Origin of the sequence: Actinobacillus genomosp. 1, assembly GCF_029774175.1 — a bacterium.
Taxonomy (GTDB): Bacteria; Pseudomonadota; Gammaproteobacteria; order Enterobacterales; family Pasteurellaceae; genus Actinobacillus.
The window spans coordinates 999,425-1,025,483 of sequence record NZ_CP103834.1; the positions used below are offsets into that span (position 1 = coordinate 999,425).

Sequence of the window (26,059 nt, forward strand, 5' to 3'; positions counted from 1 at the left end):
CTTGAATAATTTTATAATTCCGAACCTAAGCCGATATAAAATTGCACACCTTTTTCATTATTCGGTGATCTGACCGGCGTTGCCAAATCCAACTTAATCGCACCGATTGGTGAAGCCCAGCGTACGCCAATCCCTGCACCGGAATGTAAATCCTTCGCTTCAAACTTATTTGAGGCTAAACCCGTATCATAAAAAAGCGCCGCCCACCAATCCGGATAAATCTGATATTGGTATTCTGCGGTTGCGGTCGCAAGGTGAGATCCGCCAATCAACTTACCGTTTTTCGGATCTCTAGGAGAAATATCTTTATAACCGAATCCTCGTATGCTCATATCACCACCGGCGAAATAACGTAATGCCGGAGGAATTCGATGGAAATCTTTAGAATGAATATGACCGACTTCACCGCGTAAGAAAAAACGATGATGATCAAAATAAGTTCTGACCCAAGTACTTGAAGCTTTCCAACTATAAAAATTTACATCCGAAGCGAAAGCTTTCGTGCCCCAGTTCACCGTTAATCTTTGACTGTCTCCCCAAAGCGGAAAACGATTACCGTCCGAACGAGTGCGATTTAGCGATGCGGTCGGATAAACTAATAAGGTACGATGAGATTCATCCGCTTGGGTAAAAGAATCATAACGGGCTTTTACCCCGGCTGAAAATGACCAGCCGGTTTCATGCGTCCAAAATCGTTGAAAACCGATAGTTGCCGCCGTTGATTTAGTATCGTTTTGATCTTCGTTTTCTAACGAACCGGAGAATTGATAATAGTAATGCAAAGGATCTTCACGTAAAGGAATATTATAGCCGAACTCAAAACGTTGCTCCGGCGCGGAAATATAAGTACGCGATTCAATGTTATGTCCGCGGCTATTAATCCATGGTTTTTTCCAGTTTAGCTGAAAACGAGGACCGACATCGGTTGCAAAGCCGATTCCCACCTCTACATCATTTTTTTTCTTCGGCTGAAATAACACGTTTAGATCGACCGTTTTTTCTTCTTCGTTTAAATGCGGTTCGACTAATACGGAAGAAAACCAATTACTTGACGAATAATCCGATGTGATTTTAGATAAATCGTTAGCATCGTAAGCCTCACCGGATTCAACGGTTAAGATATTACGCAGATACTCTTCTTTAATTTGATTATCGGTAAACCTAATTTCACCATAGCGATAACGTACACCGCTTTCATAGCCTAAACGCCAATCCGCCGAATGGTCTTTCGGATAAATTTCTAATCGATGATATAACCAGTTTCCGTCAAAATAACCTTTTTTAAAGGCTAAACTTTCAATATTACTTTTAAAACCGTCATACTGTTCGTGATTTAAATCCGTTCCTTTCTTCGGTACGGAATCGACTAATTTAGTAAAATCTTCATCTTTACTTGCCTCACCGCTAAGACGAACGTCCGTTTCATCTATTTTAACTTTTTGACTGTCCAGCTCGACATTTAAGGTCAGTAACGGCTTTTTATTTACTCTAGGCGTATAAATAAATTGATACCGGGTATTGTAGTAGCCTTTAGCTCGCAATGCTTTATCTACTGCGGTTTGTACCAAATATTGATGACGTTCCGAACCGTCCGCATATTCTTTTGCAATCTGTCCAAGATAAATTTGGACATTCGCCCAAGCGTCTTTATCTTTATTCTCAATGCCTTTTACCTCTAAATCGACGGCAGCCTCAATCTTTGACTCCGGCGAACTTGCTTCCGTATTCTCCGATTGCTCGGCAGAATCGTCTTCGGATAGTACAGCTTGCTGAGCATAACCGATTTGAGTAAATGCAAGTAAACAACAATAGCTTAATAAATGCGGTTTAAAATTCACGATAATGTCCTAATGATTAATCTTTGGGTACGCCTCTTAACAGCGGCACGGCATTAAATGGAGCGACCGAAGTCGGCGCAGGCATATCATCAAAAATCATAATAAATGGTGTTTTCGGCACAACGCTATCATTACGCCATAGTGTTCCCATACTCACCAATTGAATATCCTCAGGTAAATTAGCAAGCCCTTTTTCTAACACCTCAATACTATTTTTACGCGGATGACCGATTAAAATCGCACTCCCGTGTTTTCGAGCATAATGTAGCGCAAGATGAAACTGATTCTGCACTTCATGCAAAGCATCATTATCATCTAAAAATAGGCTTCTTTCCAAAGCGTTCACACCTAATTCACGAGCGATTTTTGCCGCAACACTCGGGCCGGTTTTACTATCGAGAAAGAACAATTGTTGTTTTGATAGCTCCGCCATTAAATGTTCCATCGTTTGTCTATCCGCCGTTGCTCCGCTTCCCATATGGTTATTTAAACCGATGGCATAGGGAACTTGATTACGTGCCGCTTGAATCAATTGAGAAACTTTTTCTTTACTTGCCCCAACCATTAACGCCCCCGATTCAATCGGTTGATATCTATTTTTAGGCTGCATCGGCAGATGAATCAGTACATCTCGCTTTTGTTGATAAGCTTTTTGTGCACGAGCGGTCGCATAAGGTGCAACGGGAATGATGGCAACGCTCACTTCTTTCGGTAATGCGTAAATCGCATTATCTTCTTTCATTCGATAGCCGATGTCATCAATCACAATCGCCAACTTTCCGGCTTGGGCAAGCGGTGTAATTAGCAACAAACTTTGCAAAAAAACTGGAAAAATAGACCGCTTACTTTGAAATAAATTCCACATTATTTGACCCAGCCCATTGGATTTTTAGGATTCCCTTTACGACGGATTTCAAAATAAAGTGCCGAACGATTTTGACCGCCCGAATTACCCACGCTCGCAATTTGTTGTCCGGCTGAAACACGGCTGCCTTTACGCACCGAAACGGATTGGTTATAGCCGTATAACGACATATCGCCGTTACCGTGATCCACTACCACAACTTGACCGTAACCTTGCAGCCAATCGGCTAAAATCACACGCCCGCCGGCAATGGCTCGTACAGGAGAACCTGCGCTTGCTGCAATAACAACACCGTGCCAAGTCACTTCGCCCATCTGGCGAGAACCGAAGCTATTTACCACTTTGCCCGCCACCGGCATACTGAATTGCTTATTCGGCGCACCTAAACCTTTACCTGCTCTAACTTGTTGCTTCTCTTGTTCGGTCGCTTTACGTTTTTCCTCACTATTTTTTTTCTGCTCTAATTGGGCGATTTCCTGCTCTTCTTGACGTTCGGATTCTGCAGTTGCTTTGGCTAATTGATTACGTAACGCCGCTTCATTATTTTTTAACGATTCCAAACGGCTTTCGTCTTGCTCTAAGGTTTTATCAATCGAACGTAATGTCGTTTCGCGTTCGCTTTGTACTTTCTTTAAATCTTTTTCTTGTTTCTTTTGTTCGCTTAATTGGGTTTGTTGCCCTTTCTGTTGGCCTTTTAACTCATCTCGACGAGCCTTAAGTTCTTCTTGGGTACGACGTAATTCATTAATCGTATCAATTCTTACCTGATTGATATGTTCATAATAAGCACTCATTCTGTCGGCATTTTTGGCACTTTCCGACATTAATCTTTCCAACACGGAAGGATGAATACCGGAACGATAAGCGGAATCCAACTGCTCTTTTAACTTCTCTTTCTGCTCTTTTTCTTGCTTTTCCAGTCTTTGAATTTCTTGCTCGGTACGCTTAATCGCTTGACGGGTTTCGGTTAAAGACATTTCGGTTTCTTTTAACTTACCGAGTACTTTACCCATTTCGATTTCTTGCGTTTTCAGCGTGGATTGCAACGCACTGCGTTTTTGACGTTGTTCGTTAATTTTACTTTGCTGTTGTTTAATTTTTTGTTGAATACTTGAAAGCTCGGTCGCATTGGACGACTGAACAAATACGCTAAAGCAAATCAATAGCGGAATGGCATAAAACGGACGAAAGACTTTCACAAGATCCACCTACAGAAATCAATTAAAGACGACAAAATATCTTATTCTATCAAATATTTGAGGAAAATCAGCTTTTCTCTCGCTTTTCTAAAAAGAAATCGGCTAACTATTTCAAAGCAAGTAGATTTTTGTTATAAATACCTCGTTTTCAAATCAACTTAAAAAACATAGGAGTCTTTATGGAATTAGTATTTATTCGTCACGGTTTTAGTGAGTGGAATGCTAAAAACTTATTTACAGGCTGGCGTGATGTTAATTTAACAGAACGCGGTATCGAAGAAGCGAAAGCGGCAGGTCAAAAATTAAAAGCGGCCGGTTATGAATTCGATATCGCTTTTACTTCCGTTTTAACTCGTGCAATCAAAACTTGTAACATCGTATTAGAAGAATCTAATCAATTATGGATTCCACAAGTGAAAAACTGGCGTTTAAACGAGCGTCACTACGGTGCGTTACAAGGTTTAGACAAAAAAGCGACTGCCGAACAATACGGTGACGAACAAGTTCACATTTGGCGTCGTTCTTACGATATTTCTCCGCCGGATTTAGATCCGAATGATGCAAATTCTGCACATAACGATCGTCGTTATGCTCACTTACCGAAAGATGTGATTCCAAATGCGGAAAACCTCAAAATCACTTTAGAACGCGTGTTACCGTTCTGGGAAGATCAAATTGCGCCGGCATTATTATCCGGTAAACGTGTACTTGTAACCGCACACGGTAACTCACTTCGTGCATTAGCGAAACACATCATCGGTATTTCTGATGCGGAAATCATGGATTTCGAAATCCCAACCGGTCAGCCGTTAGTATTAAAATTAGATGACAAATTAAATTTCGTAGAAAAATTCTACTTATAATTTAATCTGCTACTAAAACCAAAACGCTCGCAGCTAAAAACTCCGAGCGTTTCTTTTTTGTAAAAAATAGCGTAAATTTAACCGCTTATCCTGCAAAAACCTGTTTTGCCAATCGGAAGGCATATATTGTCAGACTGATTGCAATCGCATACATAATCACACCGGTAATAAAATCCAAAATTTGCCATGTTCTGCGCTTTTCAAAATAGGGCGAAAGGAAACCGGCACCATACCCTACGCCGAAAAACCATAAAAACGAACAGCTTAACGCCCCGGTCAGAAATGCCATTTTACCGCTAAAATCCAAATTTCCGCCGATTCCGCCTAAAATTACTACCGTATCAATATAAACGTGCGGATTTAAAAAGGTAATCGCAAAAGTAATCATTAACGCTCTTTTTAAACTTGTCGCATTTTCATTACTTGCAGTTAAGGCTTCATTACTCTTAAAAATACTGATAAACGAGCGGCTGCCATAGGTAAATAGAAAAAATGCCCCGAGTAATGCAATGACCAAGCTTAAAGTTGGCAAATTCGCTACAATCGAACCTAAGCCTAATACGCCCAGTGTCATTAAAAATACATCACCTAAAAAACAAAGTGATGCAACCCAAAAAACATGTTGTTTTAGGATTCCTTGTTTAAGTAAAAAAGCATTTTGTGCACCGATTGATACAATCAGTCCAAAACAAACTATGAATCCTTGAATAAAAATATCCATTTTTCCTCTCAATTAAGCCGACAAGCGGTCGATTATACGCAAAATTTTACAAAAATGCGGTATAATCCCCCGAATTTTATCCTTTTCTTTGATGATGAATATATTTAGGAACCGATTATGTCTGAAACTATTGAAAACCAAGCTTGTATCGTTATTGCTATTGCCGGAGCCTCCGCATCGGGTAAAAGCCTTATCGCTTCGACAATTTATAAAGAATTAAAAGAAGAACTTAGTTCGGACGATATCGGTATCATTTCGGAAGATGCTTATTATAAAGATCAAACCCACTTAACTATGGAAGAACGGGTAAAAACCAATTACGATCACCCGAACTCAATGGATCATCATCTGCTTGTCGAACATCTCCGTCAATTAAAACAAGGAGAAGCAATCGAGATTCCGGAATATGATTATTCGCAACATAATCGTAAAACCACTACCAAAAATTTCGCACCTAAAAAAATCATTATTCTGGAAGGTATTTTATTGCTGACCGATGAAGAAATTCGTAATGAGATCAACGTTTCTATTTTCGTCGATGCGCCGTTAGATATTTGTTTTATTCGTCGTTTACAACGCGATATGGTGGAACGCGGCAGAACAATGGAATCCGTTATCGCTCAATATCGTAAAACGGTGCGCCCGATGTTTTTACAATTTATCGAACCGTCAAAACAGTATGCGGATATTATCGTGCCGAAAGGCGGGAAAAACCGTATTGCCATCAATATTCTAAAAGCTCAAATTAAACAGCTATTATCTAAACGATAGGATTTCTTATGCGCTTATGTGATACCGACATCGAACGTTATTTAGACGAAGGAATTATTGAAATTACCCCTCGACCTTCAAATGAAAAAATTACCGGTGCAACCGTTGATGTACGCTTAGGTAATTCTTTCCGTGTTTTTCGTGAGCATGCGACACCTTATATCGATTTAAGCGGTCCTCGTGAAGAAGTGACCGCTCAGCTTCATAAAGTGATGAGCGAGGAAATTATTATCGCCGACGGCGATGCGTTTTTCCTTCACCCGGGCGAATTGGCACTTGCGACGACACTGGAGTCGGTTACTTTGCCGGACAATATCGTCGGTTGGTTGGACGGACGTTCTTCGTTGGCTCGCTTAGGTTTAATGGTACACGTGACGGCGCACCGAATCGATCCGGGTTGGCACGGTAAAATCGTACTAGAATTTTTCAATGCCGGAAAATTGCCGCTTGCTTTACGTCCTAATATGGCAATCGGCGCATTAAGTTTCGAAATTCTAAGCGGTCATGCGGCAAAACCTTATAATGCTCGTAAAGACGCTAAATATAAAAACCAGCAAAGTGCGGTTTCCAGCCGAATTAATCAAGATGATTAACAGATTTTTACCAGTTTTCGGCATAGTTAGTACAGTTGTCCTTGCTATGCCGAAAACGACCTATGTGCATCATCCCATATTAAAAAACGATAACACATCCTCAATATTTTGATGTTCGATGTCAGGGTCGATAGTTTCCGTACCTTGAATAATATGCTCAAACATTCCAACCGAAATATAGGCAAATAATGTGCCTTGAAATTCCAGTTCTGCACTTGTGCGATCAAATTTGTGCCGTGACACGCTGATATATTTATTTTTTACTAAGTTAAAAAAGTCTTTTTTCAAACTAATACGCTGAGTATCAACTTGCCAAAGTAGCCTAAATACCGAGCGGTGTTCGCTAATAATCGGCACGGCTACCAGAGCGAATGCTTTAATCGGAATACTAAATCGTTGTTCTAATAAAGGTAAAATTACCGTTTCCTTAAGCTGTCCGATTATTTGCTCAATCAACTTTTCTTTGTTGAGATAATGCTTATAGAATGTAGAACGATTCACCTCGGCAATATCTAAAATATCTTGTACCGTAATTTCTTCGTATGCTTTAGTTTCCAACAATTTTAGGAAAGAGGTCTGAATCAACATTCGAGTACGCTTAATGCGAGGATCTTCTTTTTTCATATTTTCTCCTAAAAAGTTATTTAAGCGACAATTTAGCCAGTTTTGTCGGCTTAAGCAACATTATATTGATTATTATTGATTGCAGATAAGCGGTCATTTTTTTAGAATTTTTTACATACTTTTTAAGCAAGAGAAATTCTATGAAAAAATTTGCCATTGCCATTTTAATTGCCGCCGCATTAGCCGGAAGTTATTTTTTACAAAAAAATTGGCCTACCGATAATGGGTTGCAAGGCATCGCCAGCGTTAATGGACGTATAGAAGTGGAGCGTCTTGATATTGCTTCTCTTTATGCCGGACGAGTAGAGGAAATTTATATTCAAGAAGGACAAGAAGTGAGAAAAAATCAACCGCTTGTGCGTCTTTCATCCAGCCAGTCGCAAAGCCAAGTTAATTCCGCTCAAGCACAAATTGCGGCAGCCGAAGCCTCTGTGAATAATGCTCAAGCACAAAAACGCCGAGCGACAGAAGCGGTCAGCCGTGCAAATGCAGAAATCGCGGCCCAACAGCAAAAAGCCAATATCGCTAAATTAGAATTGAGTAATGCGAAAAATTTGTACCATGATAATTTAATTTCAAGCAGCGAATTAGAACGTCGTCAAGCTAATTACAAAGCGTCACTCGCAGCCGTAGAAACGGCTAAAGCGGCTAAGGCGGAAGCTCAAGCGACAATAACACAAGCGCAAGCAACCATCTCGCAAGCCGAAGCTACGGTAAATCAAGCGAAAGCATTCGCTGAACAAGCCGACTCACAAAACGATGATATGTTAATCAGAGCCCCATTAGACGGTCGTATTGAATATAAAATCGCTACGTTGGGTTCTGTAGTTGGCATTGGTGGAAAAGTCGTCAGTTTACTCGACCCTTCAACCGTTTATCTCAATGTATTTCTGCCCGCCCATCAATCCAATTTAGTCCGCTTAAATGATGAAGCCCGTATCAAAATTGACGGTTCTGATTTTGTGTTTCCCGCTAAAGTGGTCTTTGTAGCTTCGGAAGCGCAATTCACGCCGAAATCGGTAGAAACCAGTGAGGAGCGAAGCAAGTTAATGTTTAAAATCAAATTACAAATTCCAACGGATATTGCTATACAACATAAAAACCTGCTTAAAGGTGGAATGACTGCAATGGGTTATGTCAAATATGATGCGCAAGCAAGTTGGTCGGACGATTTAGCTATTAAACTGCCAAGCGATAATTAAATTATGCAATCGAAAACTATTGCCCTACGCCTAGAAAACGTCAGCCATTTTTACGGCAAAAAAGCGGCACTCGAACAGATTTCTTTTGAACTGGAAAAAGGTACAACCGTTGGGTTAATCGGTCCTGACGGCGTGGGCAAATCAACCCTCTTATCACTCATTGCAGGTGTAAAAATCCTACAACACGGGTCTATTACCGTCTTTGGTCAAAATATCGCGAACCAAGCCGAACGTAAAGCTCTTACTCACAAAATCGCCTTTATGCCGCAAGGTTTAGGCAAAAATCTCTATCTCACGTTGTCGATTTACGATAACGTCGATTTTCATGCGCGCCTCTTCGGTCTTTCTCCGTTACAACGACGAGCTAAAATCCAACGTTTACTTAAAGCGACCGGCTTATTACCCTTTGCCGATCGTCCCGCAGGAAAATTATCTGGCGGTATGAAACAAAAGCTTAGTTTATGCTGTGCTTTAGTACACAATCCGGATTTACTGATTTTAGATGAACCGACTACCGGCGTAGATCCGCTTTCTCGCCGCCAATTTTGGCAATTAGTAAAAGAATTACGTGCCGAATCGCCTGAAATGACGGTAATTGTTGCAACCGCTTATATTGATGAAGCCGAAAATTTTGCGCACGTTTTAGCGATGGATAACGGCAAAATTATTGCGCATAAACCCACTCAACAACTCATTGCAGAAATGCAAGTACAAAATCTTGAACAGGCATATATCAAATTATTACCGCGGGAAAAACGAGGAGCGGAAAACGGTATTGAAATTCCGCCATTCCAATATTCACCGAATGAACCGCCCGTTATTATTGCTAAAAATTTAACCAAAAAATTCGGTGATTTTATTTCTGTAGATAATGTCAGTTTTGAGATTGCCAAAGGTGAAATCTTTGGCTTCCTCGGTTCAAACGGTTGCGGTAAATCCACTACAATGAAAATGCTAACCGGCCTACTAGATCCTACCGAAGGCGAGGCGACATTGTTAGGTCAGCCTATCAATGCCGGCGATATTGATACTCGTAAACGGGTAGGCTATATGTCGCAAGCCTTTTCGTTGTATGAAGAGTTGAGTGTCAAAGAAAACCTTGCACTACACGCTAAACTTTATCAACTGCCGAAAGATGAATGGTTAAGCAGAATCCAAGCGGCATTAACGCAATTTGATTTATTAGAGACGGCAGAATATACACCGGCCGATTTACCGCTGGGGATTCGCCAACGATTACAACTCGCTGCCGCCTGCTTACACAAACCTGAAGTCTTGATTCTAGACGAACCTACATCAGGTGTGGATCCTGCCGCTCGCGATATGTTTTGGTCCTATTTGATTAAACTTTCACGTGAAGATCACATCACCATTTTCGTCACCACCCATTTTATGAATGAAGCGGCACGTTGCGATCGGATTTCTCTTATGCACCGAGGCAAAGTTTTAGCGGTTGGTTCGCCTGAAGCGTTACGCCTTGAAAAACAATCCTCCACATTAGAACAAGCCTTCATTAAATATTTAGAAGAACAGGCGGACGACATCACAATGCCAACCGAATCCAACGAAGTGCAGGAAATTCAAGAAGAACCAGTACAAGCGGCCAAATTTTGGCAAAAATTTACCCATTACTTTTCTGTTATCACCACCTTTGCTTTACGAGAAAGTAAAGAATTACTCCGAGATAAAATCCGCTTATTATTCGCATTACTCGGGCCGCTGATTATGTTGTTGGCAATGGGTTCCAGTATTTCCTTCGATATTAATCCGTTAAAAATGGCAGTATTAGATCACGATAATAGTTCGGAAAGTCGTAAATTAATTGAAAGTTTTCGAGGCTCACGTTACTTCATCTTGCAAGAGAATTTATATTCGATCGATGAAATTAGCTCCGTCCTACAAGCCGGTAAAGTACGTGTTGTTTTAGAAATTCCGGCACACTTCGGACGGAATCTACTCCGCCGACAACAACCGGAACTAGGCTTGTTTATTGACGGGGCTTTCCCTTCCACTGCAGAAAATTTAAAAGGTTCGGCCACCGGTGTTATCTTACAATATGTAAAAGATATGCAAAAACAAGCGGGTTTTACTATCACGCAAAATAATCTGATTGAGCCAAGAATGGTTTATAACCAAGATTTCAAAAGTATTTTTGCAATGACGCCGGGCATTATTATGTTAGCCATGGTGATGATCCCAACGATGATGACCGCACTAAGTGTAGTGCGTGAAAAAGAGATTGGTTCTATTATGAATCTATACGGCTCGCCGGCTTCGCCTTTTCAGTTTTTACTTGGCAAGCAACTACCTTATATCGTTTTAGCCTTTGTAAGCTATTTAGTGTTGGTGCTCACCGCAATAATAGTATTTGGTGTTCCGATTAAAGGCTCAATTCCGGCAATGTTTTTGGGTGTATTGTTAGGCATCTGCGCATCCACCGGTTTTGGTTTGCTCGTTTCAAGTTTTGTGAAATCACAAGTCGCTGCAATTTTTGTAGCGGCAATTGTATCAATGATCCCGTCGGTTAATTTTTCCGGTGTGATGTATCCTGTTTCACGGCTGGACGCTAGTGTTCAACTGGTTTCTAAAATCTTCCCGGGAGCATGGTTTCAACAAATCAGCTTAGGCGGTTTTACTAAAGGATTAAGTTTTACTCAATTTGAGCAGAGTTATTTCGCTCTAGCTCTCATTTATTTTGTTTACCTCACACTTGCCACTTTGGCATTAAAAAAACAGGAAAAGTAATATGTTACGTTGGTTCAAAAATGTGGCATTTCTTTCAGCCAAAGAATTTAAAAGCCTCTTTAGTGATAAAGTATTGGTGGCGATGATTATCTATATGTTTTCCGCTGCCATATTGACGATTGCTAAGCAAGGTATGACGGATGTCAAAAACGGTTCCGTTGCTATTGTCGATTATGATCACTCTACACTGTCGTATCGCTTGCAAGATGCTCTGATTCCTCCCTACTTCAAAACCGTTGAAGAGGTAAAAGCCGACCAAGTCGAATATCTAATGGATAACGGTAAATTTACGTTTGTAGTCGAAATCCCTGCTAATTTCCAACGAGATCTCTCAAGCGGTAAGTCACCGCATTTACAACTTTTAGTCGATGCCACCGCAATGACACAAGCGAATATCGGTTCTTCTTATATTACACAAATTTTTAATCGAGAAATTCAGCAGTTTCTTGGCATAAGTGCGTTACAAGCTCCCATAAATGTGGTCGCTAATGTTTTATATAACCCTAACCATTCAAGCGAATGGTTTATGGGAACGGTACAAATTGTCGGTAATTTAACGCTTCTAACTCTACTTTTAGCGGGTTCGGCAGTGATTCGAGAACGGGAACGAGGTACACTAGAACATTTATTGGTAATGCCCGTACGTGCCAGTGAAATTATGACGGCTAAAATTCTTGCTAATGGTTTGGTATTATTAGTAACCGCCGGCTTTTCTTTAAAAATCGTAGTCGCAGGCATATTAGGTACGCCGCTGGCAAATCAGCAAATTGCTATTTTCATCTTAGGAGCAGCAATTTTTCTGTTTTCCATTGCTTCATTAGGTATTTTACTCGCTGTGTTTGCGCCGACAATGCCACAATTCGGACTACTCTGTATGCCGATTTACCTCGTTCTCTATTTATTGTCCGGTTCAATGTCACCACTGGAAAATATGCCTCAGCTCGCACAAAATCTAACCCAACTTTCTCCTGTCACCATGCTTGGCGCTTACGCTCAAGACGTGCTATTTCGTGGTGCGGGTCTTGATATGGTATGGCACTATTTAGCTAAAATGGCAATGGTGGGAGCTCTGTTTTTAAGCCTTGCCCTCTATCAATTTAAATCAATGCTCTCCAAACAGGGATAAGGATATAGGAACAACTATGAAGATTGAGAAATATGCCTCCTTTGCAATTTTTTGCTTAATTTTAACCGCTTGTCACAACCAAGACGTTGCCAAATTGCAGTCCGATATTGAATTACCTGCACAATTCGAATATGCCAATACGGCTAATAAGGTGACAAATATCCGCCAATGGTGGCAAAACTGGCAAGATCCGCAACTCACCGCATTAATTGAGCAAGGGCTGCAACACAATTTAGATATTAAACTCGCGCAAGCTCGCCTTGCCGAAACGCAAGCCTATGCAGATTATAGACAAGCCGACCAAGGCATTAATATTGGTGCGAGCGGTTCAACAGGTGCCGGCGTTAGTGATGTAAATTTAGATAGAGTTAATCCCGACCGTAAACAAATATCCGATATTTATGGCGGTATTAATTTATCTTGGGAACTTGATTTCTTCGGCAAAAAACAAAGTGAAGCGGATAAAGCGACCTCACTTGCATTGGCGCAACAAGAACAAATTTATGCCGCTCAAATGCTGATTACCGGCGAAATTGCCAATAACTATTTTCGTATAATCGCTACCGACAAGCAGAATAATAATCTCACGCAGCAACTTACTGCTCTGCAAGCGCTTAAACGTTATATCCAAGGACGATTTAACGCAGGTCAAGCCACTGCTTATGAACTGAATGAAATTGACGGACAAATCAGCGCAATACAAGCCAAACAAGCGACATTATCCGCACAAGCGGACGAATTTCAGCGAAATATCGCTATTTTAATCGGTAAAGCTCCGCAAGCTTTCCGGTTACAAAAAAACCGTAATGCTTTAATTAAAATACCGAATACGCCAAGCGGTACGCAGCCTAGCAGCTTACTCGATCATCGCCCCGATTTACGAGCGGCAAAGCAACAAGTGCAAGCACAAGTAGCGAATTTAGCCGCTAAACAAGCGGATCTTTACCCTCGTTTTGATATTACTTTTCAAGGTCAAGGCGGCTATTTAAAACTGGATCAAGACTTAGGTAATATCTCGTCTTTAGCCGGATTGGCAAGTCTCGGAGTACAATTGCCTATTTTTACCAATGGTAGAATCGCCGCTAATATTGAAGCTGCGCAAGCAAGTTTAAAAGCCGCTTTAATTCAATATGACAAAACGCTTTTAACCGCTTTAGCCGAAGTGGATTCCGCCTATCAACAACAATATGCGTTAAATAATCAGAATCACCTGTTACAAAAGTATTACCAACAAGCCAATAAGCAAGCGATTGATTCGGAAAAACTGTTTAAATATGGCGATAAAACGTTAGATGTGGCACTTCGTGCTAAAATTGCCGCATATAGCGCACAAGAAAAGTTGATTCAATCACAACTCTCACAAGCACAAAATTTGATTCGTTTATATAAATCGATTGGGGGTGGTTGGTAGAATCTATACATTTCGAACGGAACAATAAATACAAAACAAAAAAGAGATCCGAAGATCTCTTTTTTTATTGTCGCTGGATTAGCTATTTAATGCTCTTAAAATGTCATCCACACGCTCTTTCGCATCACCGAATAACATTTGGGTATTTTCTTTAAAGAACAGTGGGTTTTGAACACCTGCGTAACCAACCGCCATTGAACGTTTGAATACGATAACGTTTTGTGCTTTCCACACTTCTAATACCGGCATACCTGCGATTGGGCTTGACGGATCATCTAATGCCGCCGGGTTTACCGTGTCGTTTGCACCGATAACCAATACTACATCGGTTTCTTCGAAATCATCATTGATTTCATCCATTTCAAGTACCACATCGTAAGGTACTTTCGCTTCTGCAAGTAATACGTTCATATGACCCGGTAAACGTCCTGCAACAGGGTGAATACCAAAACGCACATTAACACCTTTCTCACGTAATTTTGCGGTGATTTCCGCTACCGGATATTGTGCTTGTGCCACAGCCATACCGTATCCCGGCGTGATGATCACAGAACTTGCATTTTTCAACATTTCCGCCACTTCTTCCGCAGTAGTTTCACGGTGTTCGCCTTGTTCTTCATCACCTGAGCTTGCTTTAACTTCTGTACCGAAGCCACCTGCAATCACGCTGATAAATGAGCGGTTCATCGCTTTACACATAATGTAAGAAAGAATCGCACCTGATGAACCTACTAACGCACCGGTTACAATTAACAAGTCATTGCTTAGCATAAAACCGGCTGCCGCTGCCGCCCAACCTGAATATGAGTTCAACATTGAAACCACTACCGGCATATCCGCACCACCGATAGATGATACTAAGTGCCAACCGAACACTAATGCAATTACCGTCATAATCAACACAGGGAAAATATTCTCAGGATGATTTAGGAATACGATCATTAATAACGCAGAAACGATTAATGCCGCTAAGTTCCATTTGTGTTTATGCGGAATATTTAATGCCGCTGAAGACACTTTGCGACCGAATAATTTGCCGCTTAATTTACCGAATGCGACTAATGAGCCTGAGAAAGTCACCGCACCGATAAAGATACCAAGGAACACTTCAACGTTATGAATGTTAGCCAGTGTTGCTTGTTCTGCATGGAATGCCGCTAATGCCACTTCATCTAAATTTGCTGGCGGAATCGCATCTACGTGTAAACCATAGCTGTTAAAACCGACTAATACCGCAGCTAAACCTACAAAGCTGTGTAGAATCGCCACTAATTCCGGCATTTCCGTCATTTCAACTTTTACGGCTTTTCTCACACCGATAAAGCCACCGATTGCCATGGCGATTAAGATCCAAAGCGTACCTTGCGATTGCGGGCCGAAAATGGTTGCGATTAACGCAATTGTCATACCGACGATACCGTACCAACAACCCGCTTTTGCCGTTTCGTGTTTAGAAAGCCCTGCTAAACTCATAATAAAGAGAATCGCAGCAATAATATATGCAGCTGTTACAAATCCAAAAGACATGAGTTTCTCCTTAACCTTTTCTAAACATCGCAAGCATACGTTGCGTGACTTTGAAACCGCCGAAGATATTAATGCTTGCGACTAAGATCGCAATAAACGCAAGAATATCCACAAAGAAATTACCGGTCGGTTGTGAAATTTGTAATACCGCACCGACAATGATAATGCCGGAAATCGCATTGGTTACCGCCATTAACGGCGTATGTAATGCGTGACTAACGTTCCAAACCACATAATACCCCACCACACAGGCCAATACGAATACGGTAAAGTGTGATAAGAATGCCGCCGGTGCTACAGAGGCTAACCACAAGAATAATGCTCCGACACCTGCCATTACACCGTATTTAACACGTGGATCGGTCGGTTTTTCTTCTTTTTTCTCAATCGGTGCCGCAGCCGCTTGTTTTTGCGGTTGAGCAGAAACTTGAATCGGTGGAGCCGGCCAAGTTAATTCGCCGTCGCGTACCACGGTTACTCCGCGTAATACCACGTCTTCAAAGTTAATATCGATTTGACCGTCTTTATTCGGTGCAAGTAATTTAAGTAAATTAACTAAGTTTGTACCGTAAAGTTGTGAAGATTGAGTTGGTAAACGTGCTGGGAAATCCGTATAGCCGATAACTTTTACTTGATTTTTAGTAACAAAGACTTTACCTGCTTTAGTATATTCACAGTTACCGCCGGTTGCCGCCGCTAAATCGACAACCACCGAACCCGGTTTCATTGAATCGACCATTTCTTTAGTGATCAAACGAGGTGCCGCTTTACCCGGAATCGCTGCCGTGGTGATAATAATATCCACTTCTTTCGCTTGTTCGGCGTAAAGTTCCATTGCACGACGGTTAAACTCTTCCGACATTACTTTTGCATAACCGTCGCCTGAGCCGCCTTCTTCTTCGAAATCGATTTCTAAGAAGTCTGCCCCCATAGATTTAACTTGTTCTTTTACTTCCGGACGAGAGTCAAACGCACGAACAATCGCACCTAAGCTGTTTGCCGCACCGATTGCCGCTAAACCGGCAACACCCGCACCGATAACCAACACTTTCGCCGGCGGTACTTTACCTGCCGCAGTAATTTGACCGGTAAAGAAGCTACCGAACGCATTCGCCGCTTCGATAACCGCACGATAACCGGAAATATTCGCCATTGAACTCAATGCATCAAGCGCTTGCGCACGCGAAATACGAGGCACAGCGTCCATTGCTAATACATTGATTTTCTTAGCTTGCAATTTTTCCATTAATTGCGGATTTTGTGCAGGCCAAATAAAACTCACTAGCGTTGCGCCTTCTTTAATAAGGGCGATTTCAGCATCGGTCGGCGCATTCACTTTAAAAATAATATCTGAATTCCAAACCTCTTGTTGCGTGCCGACAGTCGCACCTGCATTCACAAATGCGTTGTCCTCAAAACTCGCTTTAAAACCTGCATTGTGTTCAACGAGCACATCAAAGCCGAGCTTTTTGATCTGTTCAACGGTTTTTGGCGTTGCCGCCACACGTGTTTCACCGTCTAACAGCTCTCTTGGTACACCAATAAGCATAAAGACTCCTGTATGGTTATGTTTATAATCGGGCTATGATGATAACCCACTTCGTTTTAAAAAACTCGCCTAAATGTATCATTAAATCGGAAAAATTTGTAAAAAAATCGACTTATCAATTTAATTGTTTGACAGAATTTTGCGAATTTTCAGTTTGACTCAAATCTGCTAAAATCTTACAAAATTTCTTATTTATAGAATAGAATGAATATTTTAGACCAAATCCAGATTATCTTAGTTGAAACCTCCCTGCCCGCTAATATTGGCTCCGCTGCCCGTGCAATGAAAACTATGGGGCTTTCAAATTTACGTTTAGTTACTCCGCTTAATCCGATTGACGAACAAGCTCAAGCTCTTGCCGCCGGCGCAAAAGATGTGCTGGATAACGCTCAAATTTTTGACTCATTTGAACAAGCGGTTGCAGATTGCCAATTAGTAATAGGCACCAGCGCTCGATTACGTCATCTACAAAATACTCTTATTGAGCCGAGGGATTGCGGTAAATTGGCGGTTGAACGTGCCGAAAAAGGCAAAGTGGCGATTGTATTTGGTCGGGAACGAGTCGGATTAACTAACGAAGAATTACTAAAATGCCATTATCATTTAAACTTTCCGACCAATCCTGACTATGGTTCGTTAAATTTAGCGATGGCGGTCCAGCTGGCAAGTTACGAAGTGCGTATGGCGTGGTTGGATTTGCAAAAAAATCCGCAAATTCGACCGCTTGTGGAAGAAAAGGATTACCCGAATACTGAAGCTTTGGAACATTTCTTTAATCACACTGAGAGACTTTATAAACAATTAGGCTTTATTCGCAATGATGCGGTAATGCTCAAGCTCCGCCGCTTATACCAACGTGCCGAACTTGAAACCAACGAGTTGAATTTATTAAGAGGAATGCTAACTTCGGTTGAAAAGCAAATAGGAAATAAATAGAAAAAAGCCCCAAAATATCGTTCTCGATTTTCTGGGGCATTTTTCTTACTGCCTTGCCATTCTCAAATTTTGCGGAACAGACTCAAAATTTGAGCGGAATGGGTTAATGTCTAAACCGCCTCGGCGGGTATAACGTGCATAGACCGTCAGTTTTTCCGGCTGTGCAAATTGCATAAGGTCGGTAAAAATTCGCTCTACGCATTGTTCGTGGAACTCATTATGTTCACGGAATGACACTAAATAGCGTAATAATTTCTCTCGATTTAATTTTTTGCCGACATAGTGAATTTGCACACTACCCCAGTCCGGTTGCGAGGTAATCAAACAGTTTGATTTCAGCAAATGGCTGACTAAAGTTTCCTTAACCACTTCCCCCTCTGCCACTCTTGCTAAATGCTCGTTAGAAAATTCGTAACTGTCAATTTGAATATCTTGTTCATCAATACATTCACCGGCAAAATCAACAATCGGTTGCTGGGTGTAAGCGGATAACTTGTAAACTTTTACCGAAACTTGACCGCTTGCACATTGGCTTAGGTCTTTAGCCAATGTTTGTTCCACTTGTTCCAATGAGGCAAATTTGGTTTGGTTAAAGCTGTTTAGATAGAGCTTAAAACTTTTTGATTCGATTAAATTTTCACTGCGAAAATCAATCGCTACATCCGCAATCGCTACCTGTGGTAAACCGTTTTCGTTTAACCAAGACAATTCATAACAGGTCCAAACATCTGCACCTCGATCAAACGGTTGTTGTTCGGTAATCCCTAAACCGTCACGGTTTAATTTACGTGGAACAGGCTGTAAAAGCGTAGGATCATACTCGCTTTTATATTCAGTTTTTTGCCCTAATTTCAGAGCAGATAATGATTTATCGTTGTAGTTCATCTTTTCAAACTTTTGATTCTATAAAATAATTAACACATTGAAATGATTACTTATATTCTGTGTTTTCCGTGTATTCTGTGGTAAATAGACTATTTAATATAACGGACTAAATCCACTAAACTGTCTAATACCAAATCGGCTTTCGCTTCGCCTTCTGCGGTAACCGCTTTACCGGTACGCACTAACACTTTTGTTTTCACGCCGGCAGCCTCAGCCGCTAATAGATCTTCTAATTTATCGCCGACCATATACGATTGTGTTGGATCAATATTTAAATCGGCAATCGCTTGCGTGAACATTCCGGCTTTCGGTTTGCGGCAATCGCAATCTTCTTTATATTCGCCTTTGCCCTCCGGATGATGCGGACAATAATAAATACCGTCTAACACAACCCCGTAATCTTCATCTAGCGACCAATCCATCCACTCTGTTAATTGATTAAATTGTTCTTCGCTAAAATAACCGCGCGCAATACCGGATTGATTGGTGACCAATACCAATAGATAACCTTTATCTTGTAGCTGCTTTAACGCCTTGCCGACACCCTCAATAAATTGAAAATCGTCAATTTGATGTACATAACCGTGATCAATATTGATCGTGCCGTCACGATCTAAAAATATCGCTTTATTCGCCATCATTTCGTTCCTTTTACAAAATCGACCACCATTTGATGATGCTCACCGGTTTTGAATTTATCGAATACCTGTTCGATCACGCCCTGTTCATTCACTAAAAAACTGATGCGGTGAATGCCGTCATAGGTTCTGCCCATAAATTTTTTCTCGCCCCATACACCGAATGCTTCGGCAACTTGGTGATCCGCATCAGACAATAGCGTGAAATTCAGTGCTTTTTTCTCGACAAATTGCGCTAATTTTTTCGGTAAATCCGGGCTAATGCCTAACACCACCACATTTAATTCCTCTAATTCCGACTTACTGTCACGTAAGCCGCAAGCTTGTGTAGTGCAGCCTGGGGTTAAGGCTTTCGGATAAAAATAAACCAGCACTTTTTTACCGGCAAATTGGCTAAGTGAAACCGGTTGTTCGTGCTGATCTAACAAAGTAAATTGAGGTGCTTGCTCACCTGCTTTAAGTGTATTCATTGCAAAAAATTCCTAAAAAAAGACCGCTTGTATTCTACTACAAGCGGTCAAATCTTTGAATTTTTTTGCAAAAGCTATTCTAAAAAACCTTCCAATAATTCATTTAAAAATAGCTTACCGTGCTGGGTGATCTGCCAATATTTTTCGGTTTCCGTGATGTAATTTTTTCTTAATGCCCAATCCATCGTTGGTCTAACGATTTCACGATCAAGACCGGTGTAGAACTCAAATTCTTGTTTCGGGGTTGCTTCCAGTAAACGGAAACGATTCATAAAAAATTCAAACGGACGATCAGCAAGCTCAATCAAATCTTGGCTGTAGCGATATTCGCCTCGCATATAGCCTTTCGGATGTTTGGTTTTGCTGAAGCGGTAAATTTCGCCGGTCGGATAACTAATCTTACCGTGCGCTCCGCAACCAATCGCCAAATAGTCGCCAAAACGCCAATAATTGAGATTATGACGACATTGATAACCTTTTTTCGCATACGCCGAGGTTTCATACTGCTCATAACCGGCAGCGGTGAGTAACTGATGGCCTTGCTCGAAAATATCCCATAATTCATCATCGTCCGGTAAAGTCGGCTGGCGATAATAAAACATCGTGTTCGGTTCAATAGTTAATTGATACCACGACAAATGCGGCGGTGCGAGTGCAATACCTTGACGTAAATCCTCCAGCGCTTGTGCCACTGATTGATTGGGTAAGCCGTGCATTAAATCTATATTAAAACTTTGCAGCCCCGATTTTGCAGAATTTTTCGCAAAAATGACCGCTTGTTTTGCCTCATTCGAGTCGTGAATACGCCCAAGTTTGAGCAGTTTTTCCGGCTCGAAACTTTGGATCCCCATCGAAATACGTGTTACTCCCCCCTGTGCATAACCAAGAAAACGTTCCGCTTCCGCCGTACCGGGATTCGCCTCTAGGGTAATTTCAATATTCTCTTCAAACGGAATACGCTTTTCGACTTCCGCCAACAGATAAGCAATTCCCTCTGCCGAAAACAGACTTGGTGTGCCGCCGCCAATAAAAATCGAATGAATTTTGCGCTCACCGATTGCCGCCTGATAAGCGGTCAAATCTTGTGATAAATCTGCAAGTAAATGTTGAATATATTCCGCTTCCGGAATCACACCTTTTTGTGCATGTGAATTAAAATCGCAGTACGGACATTTTTGCACGCACCACGGAATATGGATATAAAGACTTAAGGGAGGAAGGGTTAAATTCACGTTCTAACTACTATGATTAAATAAAAATGATGATAACGAAAAGTCCGTAAACAGGAAAGAAAAGTTTTCTGTGAGAGAGATCACAAATCTAACATTATCGGCTTTACCCCTATTTATAACTTGTTATGATAGATTCAATCCATTTTTAGAGTTAATTTTGATTTTATCACTTCATTTTTAAATCTAGAAAAGAACTTTATCGCTGTTCAGATTAAGGTTGTGCTGAATATATCTAATCTATTTAAATATAAAGAGGTGTGCTATGACTTCTCATTTTTCTCATAACGACTCACGTCGCCACTTCATGAAGCTTCTTGCCGGTGTCGGAGCAGGCTTTGCATTCTCCGGTACCTTAGGTACTTTCTCTAATAATGCATTTGCCGCAGCAGGTAAAAGTATTGAAGCAGGGATTGCTTATCCGATCTCAACCGGTTTTGACCCGCTTACTTCAAGCGGTGCATCTTCTATGGCGGCGAACTTACATATTTTTGAAGGTTTAGTGGATTTACACCCGGCAACTCGCCAACCTTATCTTGCTTTAGCGGCAAAAGAGCCGGAACAAAAAGATGAGGTGACATACCATATCACCTTACGTGAAGGGGCAACCTTCCACGATGGTAAACCGGTTACCACCGCAGATGTGGTTTACTCGTTTGAACGTGTGTTAGATCCGGCTAAAGCTTCACTGTTCGCGCAATTTATTCCGTTTATTGCTTCAGTGAAAGCACTCGACGATAAAGTGGTGGAATTTAAATTAAAATATCCGTTTGCTCTATTTAAAGAACGTTTAACCATCGTGAAAATCGTTCCTAAACATATTGTTGAAGCCGGTCAATCCGCATTTGATGCCAAACCTATCGGCTCCGGCCCTTATAAATTTGTGTCTGCAACCAAAGATGACCGTATTGTCTTTGAAGCCAATACCGCTTATAACGGTATGTATCCGGCTAAAGTAGATAAAATGACGTGGTTCTTATTATCAGATGATGCCGCTCGTGTAACCGCACAAGAATCCGGTCGTGTACAAGCGATTGAATCCGTACCGTATCTCGATGCCGAACGCTTAAAACGCAAAGGAAAAGTGGAATCGGTACAATCTTTCGGATTATTGTTCTTAATGTTTAACTGTGAAAAAGCACCGTTTGATAACCCGAAAGTACGCCAAGCATTACATTACGGTTTAGATACGCAAAAACTTATTGATATTGTATTCTTAGGTAATGCCAAAGCGGCAAGCTCTTATGTACAAGACACTCACCCTGATTATGTTAAAGCTGCCAGCCAATATGACTTCGATAAAGCAAAAGCCGAAAGTTTATTAGCGGAAGCCGGTATCAAAGAATTAAAATTCGAATTACTCGCAACCGACCACGCTTGGGTGAAAGAGTGTGCGCCGCTTATTCTCGAATCTTGGAATGCGTTAAAAGGCGTGAAAGTCACACTTCAACATTTACAATCCGGTGCGTTATATGGCACGCATGTTGATAAAGGTGCATTTGAAGTGGTTATCGCACCGGGCGATCCGTCCGTATTCGGTAACGACTTAGACTTATTATTAAGCTGGTGGTACCGCGGTGACGTATGGCCGAAACGCCGTTTCCGTTGGGCAAATACGCCTGAATACGCCGAAGTGCAAAAATTATTGGATGAAGCCGCAAAAAATCCGGCAGGTGCAAAAGCAGCATGGACAAAAGCAATCAATATTATTGCCGAACAAGTGCCTCTTTACCCGATCGTTCATCGTAAATTACCGACCGCATGGAGCGATAAATCACTTACCGATTTCCAACCGCTACCGACAACCGGCCTGTCATTCTTAGGTGTGGGTCGTAAATAATCTCTAATACATGCCCTTTGTTATGCAAAGGCAAAGGGCATTCTTAATAACTATCTTCATTACATCTTATATTTACCCTTCTAAAATGAGGGAGGCTCAATGGAAATCATCCTTCGTCTTTTATTTCGTCGTCTAATGGCTTTACCGATTATGATTCTCGGAGTTACAGCCTTAGTCTTCATCGTATTGCAATTTACACCGGGCGATCCTGCTACGGTTGCGTTAGGGGAAAGTGCCAGTGAAGCGGCAAAAGAAATTTATCGAGAACAACACGGCTTAAATGATCCTGTGGTTGTACAGTATTTCCGCTTCCTCGGTAATTTATTCGTACTGGATTTCGGTATGACTACACCGCCTGAACAGCCGATTATCGATATGATTGCCAAAGCATTTCCGCTAACCTTACAACTGACTTTTATCGGGGTATTTTTAGCGGCAATCGTTTCTTTCTCGTTAGGTATTCTTGCCGCGCTTTATCGTGACCGTTGGGTCGATCAAGTGATTCGTTTAGTATCGGTCGCAGCGGTTGCGACACCGTCTTTCTGGCTTGGTATCTTACTGATTCAATACTTTTCTTTAAAACTGGATTGGTTACCGTCCGGTGGTTTTGTACCGTTCAGTGAGGATCCGAACGAATATTTCCGTTCGATGATTTTACCGTCACTTGCACTTGCAGTGCCTGTTTGTGCCTCATTAATTCGTGTCGTGCGTACCACAATGGTGGAAGAAATGGATAAAGATTACGTGCGTACCGCAATTGGTAACGGTGTGCCTTACTCAACCGTGATTCGCCATAATGTCTTACGAAATGCCTTAATCACACCGGTGACCGTACTTGGTTTACGCGTCGGCTATTTACTTGGCGGTGCGGTGGTAATCGAACAAATTTTTGACCTACCGGGTATGGGTAAACTTATCTTTAACGGTATCGTGAATCACGACTTACACTTAGTGCAAGGTGTGGTACTTACTATCGCCTTTACCTTCGTATTAGTTAATATCATTGTTGATATTCTCTATTTGCTCATCAATCCAAAAATTCGGAGTCTATAATGTTTCGTCAAGGATTAGCCGCTCGACTAGCTAACGGTGGCGCTAGATTTAGAGCATTATCAACCAGTTCAAAAATTGCATTGATTTTCATTTTATTTGTGGCTTGTATTGCAATTTTAGCCCCGATTGTCGCCCCGTATGATCCCTTACAAACCCTTCGACCGGTGCAAGCACCGAGCGGTGACTATCTATTCGGTACCGACCGTTTAGGGCGTGATATTTTTTCCCGTATGGTTTGGGGGGCAAGAACTTCACTCTTTATCGGTTTAGGTGCGGTAGGGGTTGCTATCTTGTTTGGTGGCATTCTAGGTGCTACCGCCGCCACCGCCGATAAATTCGGTAACGAAGTGATCATGCGTTTAATGGATATTTTAATGGCATTTCCGGGTATTGCACTTGCCGCAGTATTACTCGCAACCTTTGGTAATTCAGTGCCGGTAATTATCATTACGATAGCGGTCGTTTATACTCCACAACTTGCAAGGGTAGTCCGTGCGAATGTCGTATCCCAATGGGAAGAAGATTATGTACGTGCCGAACGAGTGTTAGGCGGCAGCCGTACTTATATTTTACTAAAACACGTTGTGCGTAACACGGCTGCACCGGTATTAGTATTCGCTACGGTAATGGTGGCGGATGCAATCGTATTTGAAGCGTCTCTTTCATTCTTAGGTGCCGGCGTACAACCGCCGTTCCCGTCTTGGGGTAATATTTTATCTGAAGGTCGTAACCTTGTACTTAGTGGTTTCTGGTGGGCGACAACCTTTGCCGGGATTATGATTTTGCTTACCGTATTAGCATTAAATATCTTGGCGGAAGGTTTAACCGATGCGTTAGTGAATCCGAAACTCAAAACATCACCACAAACCAAAGAAGATGTCGCAAAACCGCTTTCTACCGATGTACAAGAAGCGATGGCGGAAACGCTCGCATTAAAACGTTATTTATTAAAATTACATGAAAAAGAAACCGCTCGTACTGACCGTATGCAATTAAATGCCAATGCGAAACCGATTTTACAAGTGAAAAATTTATCAATTCGCTTCCCGAATCGTTACGGTGAAATTCCGCTGGTTGATAACATCAGCTTTACCGTACATGAAGGCGAAACCATGGGCTTAGTCGGTGAATCCGGTTGCGGTAAATCAATTACCGCATTCTCTATTATGGGTTTATTACCGAAAACCGCCCAGATCACCGGTGAAATCTTATTTACCGATCGTAGCGGTAAACAACACGATTTACTTAAATCGGAACAACTCAATGCGTTGAGAGGCCATGAAATTTCAATGATTTACCAAGATGCGTTAAGTGCGCTTAACCCGTCTATGCGAATCAAAGATCAAATGGCACAGCTGATTAGCCGAGGTGGAAAACAAAGCGCAGAAACCTTATTGCAATGGGTAAAACTCGATCCGGAAAAAACACTTAATCGTTATCCGCATGAGCTTTCAGGCGGACAGCGTCAGCGTGTATTGATTGCAATGGCACTCGCTCGTGAGCCTAAATTATTAATCGCCGATGAACCGACCACTGCACTCGATGTTGTGGTACAAGCCGAAGTGATCAAACTCTTAAACGAATTACGTGAAAAACTCGGTTTTGCAATGGTGTTCGTCAGTCACGATCTCGCACTTGTGGCACAAATGGCACACCACATCACGGTCATGTATGCAGGCCAAGTAGTTGAAGCGGCACCTACTACACCGCTTTTAGCAAATCCGACTCACGAATATACGCGTGGTTTACTAGGCTCTGTTCTCTCAACCGAATTACGAGCCGAACGCTTATATCAAATTCCGGGTAGCGTACCGTCACCATTCGACTTTGCGAAAGGTGACCGCTTCGCCAGTCGTTCATTACGTCCGGAAGCGGATCCGGAACAACATTTACAACTGGTTGCCACCGATGATCACCCACAACATTTTTGGGCGTCACATTTAGCAACACAAGAAAAACGCGTGGAGGGATAAC

22 protein-coding genes are annotated in these 26,059 nt (G+C 41.7%); 11 read left to right on the forward strand and 11 right to left on the reverse strand.

From position 1 onward, the window contains the following. Positions 1–11: 11 nt before the first annotated feature. The 3 genes from tamA to envC are packed head-to-tail and all read right to left on the reverse strand — an operon-like array spanning position 12 to position 3,911. Positions 12–1,838, reverse strand: a complete 1,827-nt coding sequence (tamA, locus tag NYR63_RS04525; protein ID WP_279458384.1) for an autotransporter assembly complex protein TamA — start codon at positions 1,836–1,838, stop codon at positions 12–14. A gap of 16 nt (positions 1,839–1,854) precedes the next feature. Next, positions 1,855–2,703 carry a divergent polysaccharide deacetylase family protein gene (locus tag NYR63_RS04530; protein WP_279458385.1) on the reverse strand — a complete coding sequence of 283 codons (849 nt, stop codon included), beginning with the start codon at positions 2,701–2,703 and terminating at the stop codon, positions 1,855–1,857. Next, the gene (gene envC, locus NYR63_RS04535; RefSeq protein ID WP_279458386.1) at positions 2,703–3,911 is read right to left on the reverse strand and encodes a murein hydrolase activator EnvC; all 1,209 of its coding nucleotides are present in this window, start codon (positions 3,909–3,911) and stop codon (positions 2,703–2,705) included. Before envC ends, NYR63_RS04530 begins: the two co-directional genes overlap by 1 nt. Positions 3,912–4,081: 170 nt before the next feature. On the opposite strand from envC, the gene NYR63_RS04540 reads away from it, so the two are divergent. Next, positions 4,082–4,765, forward strand: coding sequence for a 2,3-diphosphoglycerate-dependent phosphoglycerate mutase (locus NYR63_RS04540; RefSeq protein WP_279458387.1), 684 nt, complete (start codon positions 4,082–4,084; stop codon positions 4,763–4,765). 85 nt (positions 4,766–4,850) lie between these two features. On the opposite strand, the gene NYR63_RS04545 is transcribed toward NYR63_RS04540, so the two are convergent. After that, positions 4,851–5,486: a LysE/ArgO family amino acid transporter gene (locus NYR63_RS04545; RefSeq protein WP_279458388.1), complete on the reverse strand. Its 636-nt coding sequence runs from the start codon at positions 5,484–5,486 to the stop codon at positions 4,851–4,853. 117 nt (positions 5,487–5,603) lie between these two features. Here NYR63_RS04545 and udk point away from each other — a divergent pair, with 117 nt between their 5' ends. Together udk and dcd are read left to right on the forward strand one after the other, a co-directional pair. Continuing rightward, positions 5,604–6,257 (forward strand): uridine kinase, encoded by a 654-nt coding sequence (gene udk, locus NYR63_RS04550; protein WP_279458389.1) that lies wholly within the window; start codon positions 5,604–5,606, stop codon positions 6,255–6,257. 8 nt (positions 6,258–6,265) lie between these two features. Further along, positions 6,266–6,850, forward strand: a complete 585-nt coding sequence (gene dcd / locus NYR63_RS04555) for a dCTP deaminase (protein ID WP_279458390.1) — start codon at positions 6,266–6,268, stop codon at positions 6,848–6,850. A 69-nt stretch (positions 6,851–6,919) separates the two neighbouring features. Here the strand turns inward: dcd and NYR63_RS04560 are convergent, their stop codons facing one another. Next, a complete protein-coding gene (locus NYR63_RS04560) occupies positions 6,920–7,474 on the reverse strand; it encodes a TetR/AcrR family transcriptional regulator (RefSeq protein ID WP_279458391.1) in 555 nt (184 codons plus the stop codon). 140 nt (positions 7,475–7,614) lie between these two features. Between NYR63_RS04560 and NYR63_RS04565 the strand changes: the two genes are divergently transcribed. From NYR63_RS04565 to NYR63_RS04580, 4 genes are read left to right on the forward strand one after another with little or no spacing between them, the layout of a single operon-like run. Next, a complete protein-coding gene (locus NYR63_RS04565; protein ID WP_279458392.1) occupies positions 7,615–8,676 on the forward strand; it encodes an HlyD family secretion protein in 1,062 nt (353 codons plus the stop codon). A 3-nt stretch (positions 8,677–8,679) separates the two neighbouring features. Continuing rightward, positions 8,680–11,421 (forward strand): ribosome-associated ATPase/putative transporter RbbA, encoded by a 2,742-nt coding sequence (rbbA, locus tag NYR63_RS04570; protein ID WP_279458393.1) that lies wholly within the window; start codon positions 8,680–8,682, stop codon positions 11,419–11,421. A 1-nt stretch (position 11,422) separates the two neighbouring features. Continuing rightward, positions 11,423–12,547, forward strand: coding sequence for an ABC transporter permease (locus tag NYR63_RS04575; RefSeq protein WP_279458394.1), 1,125 nt, complete (start codon positions 11,423–11,425; stop codon positions 12,545–12,547). A 16-nt stretch (positions 12,548–12,563) separates the two neighbouring features. Further along, positions 12,564–13,958 (forward strand): TolC family protein, encoded by a 1,395-nt coding sequence (locus tag NYR63_RS04580; protein WP_279458395.1) that lies wholly within the window; start codon positions 12,564–12,566, stop codon positions 13,956–13,958. Between the two features lie 78 nt (positions 13,959–14,036). Here the strand turns inward: NYR63_RS04580 and pntB are convergent, their stop codons facing one another. Then, positions 14,037–15,485, reverse strand: a complete 1,449-nt coding sequence (pntB, locus tag NYR63_RS04585) for a Re/Si-specific NAD(P)(+) transhydrogenase subunit beta (RefSeq protein ID WP_279458396.1) — start codon at positions 15,483–15,485, stop codon at positions 14,037–14,039. Between the two features lie 10 nt (positions 15,486–15,495). Then, entirely contained in the window at positions 15,496–17,034 is a 1,539-nt protein-coding gene (pntA, locus tag NYR63_RS04590; RefSeq protein WP_279458397.1) for a Re/Si-specific NAD(P)(+) transhydrogenase subunit alpha, read from the reverse strand. 204 nt (positions 17,035–17,238) lie between these two features. Here pntA and trmJ point away from each other — a divergent pair, with 204 nt between their 5' ends. Next, entirely contained in the window at positions 17,239–17,970 is a 732-nt protein-coding gene (trmJ, locus tag NYR63_RS04595; protein WP_279458398.1) for a tRNA (cytosine(32)/uridine(32)-2'-O)-methyltransferase TrmJ, read from the forward strand. A gap of 45 nt (positions 17,971–18,015) precedes the next feature. Here trmJ and queF read toward each other — a convergent pair whose 3' ends face one another. The 4 genes from queF to hemW all read right to left on the reverse strand — a co-directional run bounded on the left by queF (position 18,016) and on the right by hemW (position 21,195). Further along, entirely contained in the window at positions 18,016–18,855 is an 840-nt protein-coding gene (gene queF / locus NYR63_RS04600) for an NADPH-dependent 7-cyano-7-deazaguanine reductase QueF (RefSeq protein WP_279458399.1), read from the reverse strand. Between the two features lie 89 nt (positions 18,856–18,944). Further along, entirely contained in the window at positions 18,945–19,493 is a 549-nt protein-coding gene (gmhB, locus tag NYR63_RS04605; protein WP_279458536.1) for a D-glycero-beta-D-manno-heptose 1,7-bisphosphate 7-phosphatase, read from the reverse strand. Then, positions 19,493–19,963, reverse strand: a complete 471-nt coding sequence (bcp, locus tag NYR63_RS04610; protein WP_005604491.1) for a thioredoxin-dependent thiol peroxidase — start codon at positions 19,961–19,963, stop codon at positions 19,493–19,495. The genes gmhB and bcp overlap by 1 nt, the downstream gene beginning before the upstream one ends. Before the next feature lie 74 nt (positions 19,964–20,037). Further along, on the reverse strand, positions 20,038–21,195 hold the full coding sequence (gene hemW / locus NYR63_RS04615; protein ID WP_279458400.1) for a radical SAM family heme chaperone HemW: 1,158 nt from the start codon (positions 21,193–21,195) through the stop codon (positions 20,038–20,040). Positions 21,196–21,457: 262 nt separating this feature from the next. Here hemW and NYR63_RS04620 point away from each other — a divergent pair, with 262 nt between their 5' ends. The 3 genes from NYR63_RS04620 (at position 21,458) to NYR63_RS04630 (ending at position 26,058) form a co-directional block, all read left to right on the forward strand. After that, entirely contained in the window at positions 21,458–23,032 is a 1,575-nt protein-coding gene (locus NYR63_RS04620) for an ABC transporter substrate-binding protein (RefSeq protein WP_279458401.1), read from the forward strand. Between the two features lie 99 nt (positions 23,033–23,131). Further along, positions 23,132–24,085, forward strand: coding sequence for an ABC transporter permease (locus NYR63_RS04625; protein ID WP_279458402.1), 954 nt, complete (start codon positions 23,132–23,134; stop codon positions 24,083–24,085). Further along, positions 24,085–26,058: a dipeptide/oligopeptide/nickel ABC transporter permease/ATP-binding protein gene (locus NYR63_RS04630; RefSeq protein WP_279458403.1), complete on the forward strand. Its 1,974-nt coding sequence runs from the start codon at positions 24,085–24,087 to the stop codon at positions 26,056–26,058. The genes NYR63_RS04625 and NYR63_RS04630 overlap by 1 nt, the downstream gene beginning before the upstream one ends. Position 26,059: the final 1 nt, after the last annotated feature.

What these genes read in the sequence shown, in the direction of transcription:
- NYR63_RS04530 (WP_279458385.1), bottom strand. Translation starts at nt 2,703, where the DNA reads ATGTGGAATTTATTTCAAAGTAAGCGGTCTATTTTTCCAGTTTTTTTG.
- NYR63_RS04540 (WP_279458387.1), top strand. Translation starts at nt 4,082, where the DNA reads ATGGAATTAGTATTTATTCGTCACGGTTTTAGTGAGTGGAATGCTAAA.
- NYR63_RS04545 (WP_279458388.1), bottom strand. Translation starts at nt 5,486, where the DNA reads ATGGATATTTTTATTCAAGGATTCATAGTTTGTTTTGGACTGATTGTA.
- udk (WP_279458389.1), top strand. Translation starts at nt 5,604, where the DNA reads ATGTCTGAAACTATTGAAAACCAAGCTTGTATCGTTATTGCTATTGCC.
- dcd (WP_279458390.1), top strand. Translation starts at nt 6,266, where the DNA reads ATGCGCTTATGTGATACCGACATCGAACGTTATTTAGACGAAGGAATT.
- NYR63_RS04560 (WP_279458391.1), bottom strand. Translation starts at nt 7,474, where the DNA reads ATGAAAAAAGAAGATCCTCGCATTAAGCGTACTCGAATGTTGATTCAG.
- NYR63_RS04565 (WP_279458392.1), top strand. Translation starts at nt 7,615, where the DNA reads ATGAAAAAATTTGCCATTGCCATTTTAATTGCCGCCGCATTAGCCGGA.
- rbbA (WP_279458393.1), top strand. Translation starts at nt 8,680, where the DNA reads ATGCAATCGAAAACTATTGCCCTACGCCTAGAAAACGTCAGCCATTTT.
- NYR63_RS04575 (WP_279458394.1), top strand. Translation starts at nt 11,423, where the DNA reads ATGTTACGTTGGTTCAAAAATGTGGCATTTCTTTCAGCCAAAGAATTT.
- NYR63_RS04580 (WP_279458395.1), top strand. Translation starts at nt 12,564, where the DNA reads ATGAAGATTGAGAAATATGCCTCCTTTGCAATTTTTTGCTTAATTTTA.
- pntB (WP_279458396.1), bottom strand. Translation starts at nt 15,485, where the DNA reads ATGTCTTTTGGATTTGTAACAGCTGCATATATTATTGCTGCGATTCTC.
- pntA (WP_279458397.1), bottom strand. Translation starts at nt 17,034, where the DNA reads ATGCTTATTGGTGTACCAAGAGAGCTGTTAGACGGTGAAACACGTGTG.
- trmJ (WP_279458398.1), top strand. Translation starts at nt 17,239, where the DNA reads ATGAATATTTTAGACCAAATCCAGATTATCTTAGTTGAAACCTCCCTG.
- queF (WP_279458399.1), bottom strand. Translation starts at nt 18,855, where the DNA reads ATGAACTACAACGATAAATCATTATCTGCTCTGAAATTAGGGCAAAAA.
- gmhB (WP_279458536.1), bottom strand. Translation starts at nt 19,493, where the DNA reads ATGGCGAATAAAGCGATATTTTTAGATCGTGACGGCACGATCAATATT.
- bcp (WP_005604491.1), bottom strand. Translation starts at nt 19,963, where the DNA reads ATGAATACACTTAAAGCAGGTGAGCAAGCACCTCAATTTACTTTGTTA.
- NYR63_RS04620 (WP_279458401.1), top strand. Translation starts at nt 21,458, where the DNA reads ATGACTTCTCATTTTTCTCATAACGACTCACGTCGCCACTTCATGAAG.
- NYR63_RS04625 (WP_279458402.1), top strand. Translation starts at nt 23,132, where the DNA reads ATGGAAATCATCCTTCGTCTTTTATTTCGTCGTCTAATGGCTTTACCG.
- NYR63_RS04630 (WP_279458403.1), top strand. Translation starts at nt 24,085, where the DNA reads ATGTTTCGTCAAGGATTAGCCGCTCGACTAGCTAACGGTGGCGCTAGA.